This window comes from Johannesbaptistia floridana (assembly GCF_057440575.1).
Genome location: NZ_JALKVM010000328.1, coordinates 1 through 7,683, shown reverse-complemented (window position 1 = coordinate 7,683; position 7,683 = coordinate 1). Strand labels below are relative to the sequence as shown.

The 7,683-nt window shown below is 37.5% G+C and carries 8 protein-coding genes; 1 reads left to right on the top strand and 7 read right to left on the bottom strand.

What is annotated here, in order from left to right; translation table 11 throughout:
• Positions 1-106: 106 nt before the first annotated feature.
• The 7 genes from MW688_RS18750 to MW688_RS18720 form a co-directional block, all read right to left on the bottom strand.
• Positions 107-322, bottom strand: a complete 216-nt coding sequence (locus tag MW688_RS18750) for a type II toxin-antitoxin system HicB family antitoxin (RefSeq protein ID WP_486737538.1) — start codon at positions 320-322, stop codon at positions 107-109.
• Between the two features lie 2 nt (positions 323-324).
• The gene (locus MW688_RS18745) at positions 325-513 is read right to left on the bottom strand and encodes a type II toxin-antitoxin system HicA family toxin (RefSeq protein ID WP_486737537.1); all 189 of its coding nucleotides are present in this window, start codon (positions 511-513) and stop codon (positions 325-327) included.
• A 62-nt stretch (positions 514-575) separates the two neighbouring features.
• Complete coding sequence (locus MW688_RS18740; protein WP_486737536.1) at positions 576-908, bottom strand: DUF5615 family PIN-like protein; 333 nt, start codon at positions 906-908, stop codon at positions 576-578.
• The gene (locus MW688_RS18735) at positions 905-1,129 is read right to left on the bottom strand and encodes a DUF433 domain-containing protein (protein ID WP_486737535.1); all 225 of its coding nucleotides are present in this window, start codon (positions 1,127-1,129) and stop codon (positions 905-907) included. The genes MW688_RS18740 and MW688_RS18735 overlap by 4 nt, the downstream gene beginning before the upstream one ends.
• Before the next feature lie 458 nt (positions 1,130-1,587).
• A complete protein-coding gene (locus MW688_RS18730; protein ID WP_486737534.1) occupies positions 1,588-3,159 on the bottom strand; it encodes a YcjF family protein in 1,572 nt (523 codons plus the stop codon).
• A gap of 19 nt (positions 3,160-3,178) precedes the next feature.
• Entirely contained in the window at positions 3,179-3,514 is a 336-nt protein-coding gene (locus tag MW688_RS18725; RefSeq protein WP_486737533.1) for a translation initiation factor, read from the bottom strand.
• Positions 3,515-3,567: 53 nt separating this feature from the next.
• Positions 3,568-5,259, bottom strand: coding sequence for a capsule biosynthesis protein (locus tag MW688_RS18720; RefSeq protein ID WP_486737532.1), 1,692 nt, complete (start codon positions 5,257-5,259; stop codon positions 3,568-3,570).
• Positions 5,260-5,635: 376 nt separating this feature from the next.
• Here MW688_RS18720 and MW688_RS18715 point away from each other — a divergent pair.
• The coding region (locus tag MW688_RS18715; RefSeq protein ID WP_486737531.1) for a DUF4912 domain-containing protein at positions 5,636-7,683 on the top strand (2,048 nt) is incomplete at its 3' end.

Genomic DNA, 7,683 nt, shown 5'->3' with positions numbered 1-7,683 from the left:
GTGCGATCTCCTTGACTCAATATCTCTCTCAAAATAATCAGTAGGTTGGGTTAAAGGAAGTGCAACCCAACACAAACAGACTTTAATAAATGATCGCCTTTAATCTTTAAGCACCAATACAGATCAGTTTAGCTTTAATAGAAGGTTCTGGAATTATTTGACCATCTTCTTTTAAAGTATCAATATATAGTTCAATTGCTTCTTTAATATTTATTTCCGTTTCTTCAAGGGTTTTACCTGTGGAGATACACCCAGGTAAATCGGGTACATAAGCTGAATAGTTATTTCCTGCCCATTCAAAAATTACATAGTATTCTTTCATTTTTAATCCTCTAATTGTGCTTGTTTCCAAATATTTTTTAATGTCCCAATGGCTACGTCATCACCAAAATTGCCTGGTACAACAACAATACCTGATTTATGTGGATGTTTGAGAACTCGATGACTACCTCTGATTCTTGCTTCATACCAACCATCAGCTTTTAATCGTTTGATTACTTCACGGACTTTCATAAAGAATTATTTATTATTCTTCTTATTTTAGGGAAATCATCTTGCCTTTTCAACCGTTGCAATTAAGTTAATATCAAAATACTTTCTGTTTTACTGTTTAAAAATTCTGTAATAGTTGAAAAATTATTTTTTAAAATTTCTACAATTTTGGAAGTGGGGCTGTTGCCAATCCGCAGATAGATAAACTTTGGGGGATCACCATATAATAAACTACGTTGGTAAAAATCAGAGTCTTTAGAAACAATTACAAAATCATTGAATTTGGCAAATTCCCAAATCACAGAATCGTCAGTATTGAGAAGTCCTAATGTCTTAACATGGTCAGAATCAGGATACAAATCTATGATTTTACTAATAATTCTATCTGACAAATTCTCATCCAATAATAATTTCATGAGGATGCGACAAATAATTTTCTCTCTCTATCAGCAGCAAAAGCTAAACAAGCCTTAATATCTTCATGGGTTAATTCAGAAAAATCTTCCAGAATTTCTGCTTCTGTCATTCCACCTGCTAAATATTCCAGAATATCAGAAACAGTTATACGCATTCCTCTAATACAGGGTTTCCCACTTCGTTTTCCCGATTCTATAGTAATTATATTTTGGTAATTCATAATGAACTTATTTTGTTTAATAGTAAAATTATATTTTACTATTAAAAATTGACAACAAGCTTAAACTGAAGGCATGCTGTTGGGTTATCTCCCTGCCCAACCTACAAGCTCCCTCAACACGGAAGTGCGATCGCCCTTTTGAGTAATGAGTTTTGAAGTAATAAGTAATGAGTAATATCATGTCCGTTTAATTAGTTATGATAAAGTTCTACCTTCATACCTTCTTCCTTCCCTTCCTCATATCAAAGCACCAGTACTTATGTACTAAATTAACCTCAGAAAAAGTTCATTTCTTTTTCGCCTAAGAAAAGTAGCAAAGGTCAACCAATTTTTAAGCGTTGAGCATTAATTCTTTAACTCATTATTCATTACTCGTTACTCATTACTCAACCACCACAAGTAACTTTGGATAAAGATGCTTTGGTCTGAGTTGACTCAATATCCCCATCAAATTAATTTTACCAATGTTCCTGATTATCCTCTTCTACCGCCTTGGGTTCCCAATTTTCATCAAAACTTTCGGCTAAAGGTTGTACCACTTTATTAACAGCTTCTTTGACAAAACCTTTAACAAACTCATCTTTACGACTCAGTTGAAACTGTTGTTTTACCACCTCAGCAATGCCTCCATCACCCCAGTCTTGATCCTGACGAAAATATTCTACAAAACTTTTTCCGGCAATACGTGTTAAATAGGCAGCGCTTACTCCCTGAATAGCTTTACCTACCAAAAAAGTAGCTACGGTAAATTGTAACGCTTTAGCAATTAAATCTACAGCGCCTTTGACTACCCCTAAACTAATTAGGGTTTTTCCCAAAGATAAGGCTAATTCTTGGCCGCGACTCCGATTGATTTCACAACCATAAACTTGACCAATTTCTACTACCATTTGGGCATTAACTGCCGCTGTAGCTAACATATCAACTACTGGTAAAGGTGTCATCGCAATTACCCCAGCGCCAATCCATTGATAGCGAGAGATAATTTTATCTGCCTGTTTACGCCTTTGTTGGTCAATTAGAGACCGCGCATCTTCCCCAAGACGTTGAGATTGTAACAGAATGTTGTCGGCAATTAAATCCTCTCCTTCAGCGCGTAATAAAGCTACTAAACGTCTGATTAGGGGGAGAATTTCTGGTTCTGGAGTTATTAACTCTCCACTAGGTAATTTTACTGGTTGAGGATTTGCAGCGATCGCCACTACTTCTGATGCTGATAGAAACGCTTTTACTCTTTCTTGCAGGTTTTTTAAAATCGTCTCTCTATCTTCTTCGCTATATAAGTCAATTTTATTAAAAATCAACAGCGATCGCTTCCCAATCTCTGCTAATGTTCGTAGGGGGCCGTATTCTGATTGACGTATATCATTATCTACTACAAATAGGAGTAAATCAGCTTCACTAGCTAATTCATAGGCTAAATTCTCTCTTTCGCTGCCTGCGATTCCCATTTCTAAGATTCCTGGAGTATCAGTTAGTAATATATTTCTTCCTAAACCTTGGAGATGTAATAGATAGCTTTCTCCAATTTTAGTAGTTCCCATGGTTGCCTCTACTTCCCCAATTATTTCCCCAAATAAAGCATTAACTAGGGAGGTTTTACCCGCAGAACCTGTCCCGAAGATAACTACTCGATACTCCCCCCTAGCCATGTTAGCTTCAATCTCTTGAGTTCGCTTCATTAATACTTCTTTTGCTACTTCGTCTTGAATTTGTTCTACCTGTTGACGTATAGCTTTAAGAGTTTCTGTAGCTGCTTCAGTCTTTTCTAAGGGTACTCGGGGTAATCTAGTCTTTGATTTACTTGAACCTTTGGTTTTATTCAACCAGGGTAGATTAAAATAATAGAGAAAAACAACTACTATTACTCCTAGTAAAACCACTAGTAAAAATATTAAGAGATTAGCTAACAAAGGAGAAGTATAGGCAATCTGAAGATATAATTGAGAAATAGAGGCTATTAACCATAGCATCAACCCAATAATCAAACTTATGCCGCAAATTATCGCTAAAAAACGTGGTAAAGACATTATTTAATGACTAATCTAATTAGCCTCCACTGATTTTGGCTTTGTATCCTAGCTTAATCAAAGTTTGCAATATTTTGTCTTTGTGGTCTCCTTGGATTTCAATAATATTATCTTTGAGAGTGCCACCACTACCACATTGAGTTTTAAACTGTTTTAGTAGCTTTTGCAAAGTTCCTTGAGAAGCTTGAAAACCACTTATGATAGTTACAGTCTTACCCTTACGTCCGGCTTTTGAGGTTTGTACCCGAGGATGCTGTTGATTAGGGGGTAAATCTATTTGTTCAGACTCAGGAGTTTCTGAATCGGCAGCTGTACCAAATTCACTGTAAACAAGGCGTTTATCTGGAGAAGACATAGTTATTTTTTATTTTCTTTGCATAGCCATATTTTAACAATTTGGTTTTTTCTTTAGAATAATTCCGCCGGATAAATAAATTCACTCCCGGTAAGAATACCCTCACAGATAATATCTAAACCCTTACTTTTACCAGGTAATAAATCAGATACTTGTAAATCTTTGAGTTTAAATTCTGAGGCGTTTTGTGCTTCGGTGGTAAATTCCAGGGGAATCATGCGGCGAAAAAAGAAATGATAGGCATATTTACGGGCTCTAATTAATTTATCTGCTGTTAAATTTTCCTTGAAGGGTAATTTGTCTAAATATGCTAAATATTCCTTAACTGAACTAGCATCATAGGTGATTTGTTTATTGCGAATCCAGGCTTCTCCAGCCACAATCACTGGTATACCTACACTAGTTAATTCTACACCCATTTTAGTACCGTAAATCAAAACAGCATTACAGGCAAGCATAGCTGCATAAGTACTAACTTGACTTTCGGGAGGAATAATAAAGACATTGGGAGGTAGTTGAGGGAAAACTTTGGCAATTTCTGAGACAATTGGCTGACGAGAGGGTAATGTGCCCCGAATCTCCGCAGGATGTACACGAATTAGTAATTGTAAATCATGACGTTTTTGAAAATAATTAATAGTTTCTAATACCCAAGTCAGCAAACTCTCAAAGGCATTCGCTGGGTAGTGAAGTTGGGCATCCCACATCACGTTAGTTAGTAAGCCGATACAAGGTCGAGAAAAATCAACGCCAATTTCTGTGGCTATCGCTTTTAAGTCAAATTCTGGACTTTCGTGAAACCAAATCCAATCTTGACTACCTACCCAGCGACTTTTGAGATAGTTTAGTAGTTGCTTTTCTCTAGATTGATTCCAGGGCAAATTTGACCAATTATTTGTATCCTCCTCCATGAGTTTATGGTGGTAGGTATCCCCATGGGTGAAAATAAAGCATTGTTTACGATAAGCGGGATTCCAGTTAACTACTCTCACACCCTGTTGACGGGCTACTTCTCCCGTTAATCCTTGGGGGACATATATACCATGATTAAATACAGCACATTGATAGTTATGGGTAGTGAGGAGTTTTTCTGTTGCCCAGGTTGTGAGTAAGGCGGCTTGGAAATAACGTTTTAAAATAGCTTCTCCCCAAGTTTCAGATTCTATATCGGCACGGGCATAGAAACGTAAGGCTCCCGCTAAAGCGTGTTCCCCAATTTTGATGTTTTTTTGACTGTAGTTTGATATTTCATTTGTATTAAGTCGGGAGGAGATCGCCTCAGCTTTGCTATAGTCTTCTGGGGTTAGAAAGTCGCTGTAGCGATGTATAGTTACTCCTAAGGGTTGTAAAACTTTCTCAGCAAAAGGGAAACAATGTTGACACAGGTCTATTTGTGGTCCTTGTTTAGCAAAATATTCATGTTTCGGGAAAAAAGTAGCATCACACCAAAAACAAGCCGGTAAAACACCATCACAAAGTAAAATATGTACTTGGGCACCTCTGAGGGTAAGTGCCGCAGCTATTAGGCTTTCTATAGAAATAATATGAATATCTCCACCGACACTGGTAGGGATAAGAATTTTTGCTCCTGAAACAGCTTGATTTAGAGCATTTTGCCAAGCCAGAGAATCAGAATTAACAAAGTGTTGCCAATCAGGCTTATCTAGTTTTAAACGTCTTTTACGCTTAGATAATTGTACTTGACGGTAAATAAAAGGTTGTGATTTGAGGATTTTTTTGAGCATTTAGTTATTTTTTTTAGGGGCGATCGCCTTTAAAAGAAAAACTATCACGTTTTTGTATTAAAATAACAGCTAAAAACTAACATGACAGTACAAAATGAAAATAAGTTCAACGAAACAAGGGGTAGTTTCCAATTTCAGTTTAAAAAAGATGCTAATCATCATGAAAATCTAGCGCTTTAGGGTTAGCAGCAAAATTCTCTGGAGGGAATTATATATCTGATTATTCAGTTGAACTAAACAGGACAATACAGATTTAGCTTAAGTTATCAAATATATTGAAAGCTACTAACACACCCTAGTGGTTAGACATAGTTGACAATAAATTTTACTAAAGCTTAAACCATAATTATAAAATCAATACTAATTGAAATAAACAATGAAAAGAAAACATAGCCACTCTTTAATTACTTTAGCTTTAATGCTAACTATAGCTAGTACCACTGAAGCTATAGGGCAATCTCGGAGAATAGAAGAAGTTTTTGCCCAAAATGACCCCACCTTTGTTAGACCTGAGACAGTTGCTGATGGCACCACAGTAAGAATTGATGGTGATATAGCGATGGAAAAAATCAACAAAGATTATCAAGAAAACTTTGAATCTACATACGAAGGGGCTCAAGTTGAAATTGAGTACAATGGTACTGATGAAGCCTTAGAAGCCTTAAAAGAAGGGAATATAGACTTAGCAGCGATTGGAAGACCTTTAACGGCAGAAGAAGTACAACAAGGATTCCAATCTGTAGAATTTGCAGAATTCAAAGGCAGAGATTTTGGAGAAATTAATAAAATTGCCATAATCATCGGCAAAGATAACCCCTTTACACCGGATCTCACCGAAGAACAATTTGCTCAAATTTTTCGAGGTGAAATTACCAATTGGAACGAAGTAGGAGGACCTGATGCAGAAATTAAACTAGTAGATCGCCCAGAAGATAGCGATACTCGCCAAGCTTTGAGTAAATATCCTGTTTTTACTGAAAAACCTTTTGAATCAGCACCCAATGCCGTAATAATTGATGATGAAGCTACCCTAGAAGAATTAGTAGAAGAATTGGGGACTAATGGTATTAGTTACGGAATTTATAACAAAGTTGCTGAATTAGGAGACACTGTAACTATTGTGCCTATGCGTGGCACTCTACCTACGGACATAAGATACCCCTTTTCTCAACCCCTAGCCTATGTCTATTACCAAGAACCTAATGAAGCCGCTCAAAGTTTCCTGGGATTTGTTGTAGGAGAAGATACAGAAACCATAACACAAGATACCACGCCAGCGACTGAAAATCCTCCTCCAGTACAAACAGAAGAACCAGACAGTGGTATACCGTGGTGGGTATGGTTATTCCCCCTAGCAGCAGTCTTAGGTTTATTATGGTTCCTCCTAGGCAAAAAAGGTCCAGAAGCAGAACCAGAAGCAGAACCAACCCCCGAACCTTCTGTCGTGCCGCCAGTAGTGCCGCTAGTCAGCCAAAATAGCCGGATCATTTTAGTACCTCGTGACTGTAAAAATGCTTATGTCTATTGGGAGATTCCTGATTCTCGTCAGCAAGCCATCAGAGACGAAGGTGGAGAACTCCTGAAATTGAGAATCTACGAAACTACTTCCACAAATAGGGACGTACCAGTAGACACTTCTGAATATACTGAATATGATTGTGACCAAAATGCTCAAGATTATCATGTATCTATACCCCGAGATAATCGTAGTTATGTGGCGGAGATAGGTTATACCACCGCTGATAATACTTGGCTTAGTTTAGCTACTTCAGAAGCTGTAAAAGTTCCAGCTTGCAGCCATCTTATTTTAGTTCCTCGTAGTTGTCAACAAGCTTACGCCTATTGGGAAATACCTGAAGAAAATCTGACATCACTCCAGGATAGACAACAGATTAAGTTACGTCTCTATGATGTAACGGACCAAAATATCCATCAGGGAGAAATGATGAAAGAATCTCCCCTAGAACTACAAAATCAAGACTTACATATTTCTATACCTAGAGATGATCGAGATTATGTGGCAGATATCGGCTATACTAATTCAAACGGTAATTGGTTTAGCATCGCTCGCTCTGATGCCATTCATGTACCTCCTTGCCCTGTAGAAACCGAAAAGATAATAACTCCTCTGGCTACAGCAGCAGGATTAGCGGCCGCGACAGGATTAGCGGCTACTACCATCGCACCAGAAGAGGAGAGGACCCCCACTATCCCATCCAGTCGCATAATTTTAGTAGCCCGTGACTGTAAAAATGCCTATGCCTATTGGGAAATACCTGCTTCAATTAGCTCAAATTTATCAGAATTAACCCTTTATCTTTACTCAGATTCAGAGTTAATCAGCATCACCCAATGGGATAATCAAGCCCAAGATGCCTATCTAGAGATACCTATAGATGACCGGGATTATCACGTAGAAATAGG